This is a genomic window from Alteromonas sp. BMJM2, from assembly GCF_027257845.1.
In the GTDB taxonomy this organism is placed as follows: Bacteria; Pseudomonadota; Gammaproteobacteria; order Enterobacterales; family Alteromonadaceae; genus Alteromonas.
Genome location: NZ_JAPVOT010000059.1, coordinates 1 through 988 on the forward strand (window position 1 = coordinate 1; position 988 = coordinate 988).

At 42.6% G+C, this 988-nt stretch carries 2 tRNA genes and 1 rRNA gene; all 3 read left to right on the forward strand.

From position 1 onward, the window contains the following. Positions 1-115: ribosomal RNA gene (locus tag O9X84_RS19510) — 16S ribosomal RNA — on the forward strand; the annotation flags it as partial. 78 nt (positions 116-193) lie between these two features. Beyond that, positions 194-269 (forward strand) — tRNA-Ala (locus tag O9X84_RS19515). Positions 270-396: 127 nt separating this feature from the next. Beyond that, a tRNA-Ile gene (locus tag O9X84_RS19520) sits at positions 397-473 on the forward strand. Positions 474-988 lie beyond the last annotated feature (515 nt).

Here is a 988-nt window from a genome sequence, read left to right on the forward strand (position 1 = left end):
AAAAGAAGTAGTTAGTTTAACCTTCGGGAGAACGATTACCACTTTGTGTTTCATGACTGGGGTGAAGTCGTAACAAGGTAACCCTAGGGGAACCTGGGGTTGGATCACCTCCTTACTATTACGTCGAGACGCCCTTGATGCAGTGCCTACACAGATTGTTTTGTCTAGAAAATAAAGAACGACACAAGTTTATGGGGCTATAGCTCAGCTGGGAGAGCGCCTGATTTGCATTCAGGAGGTCAGCAGTTCGATCCTGCTTAGCTCCACCACTCTTTACCGCAAACACTTACTTTGTAAGTGGTCGTGATAAATAACTTATCGTCGAGGTAAAATCGACTTGTTATTTATCTACTCGCTAAAGTAAAGAGATAAGTCGCTTAGGCGCAGATAAACTGAAGGCTTGTAGCTCAGCTGGTTAGAGCGCACCCCTGATAAGGGTGAGGTCGGCAGTTCAAGTCTGCCCAAGCCTACCATCTACCTTTCACTTGCTTTGCAAGTGGTCGTGTAAAAGCCGCTTTACCGGAAGCGGAGCTTCCTGACGGTTTTACCACTCGCTAAAGTTAGCGGTAGTGATCGAATTGGATGAATGCTTAAGTAGTGTGTCAAATGATAGTGAAATCCTAATGAATATTTACTTTTTAAGTAAGCATTGATTAGGGTTTTTTACCCTAAAGATGATAGTACTGCATTAGCAGGAAACATCAAATGTTCTTTAACAATTTGGAAAGCTGATATTAATAGTAATCAATCAAAAGAGTAATTGAGAAGTCGAAAGACGCACTTTTTACTCTACTTGACTTGAATTGCTTGTTATCGAAAACGCCGCAAGGCGGGTTAACCGGCATGTCCGGTTAACAAAGAAGATAGCAAGGCAATTCTTCCGATTAGCTTGTCATGCATACAACATTACCCTTGTCCGACATCAAAAGGCGGACATGAGGCCGATACTCAAGGCTTTTTAGGGTTGTATGGTTAAGTGACTAAGCGT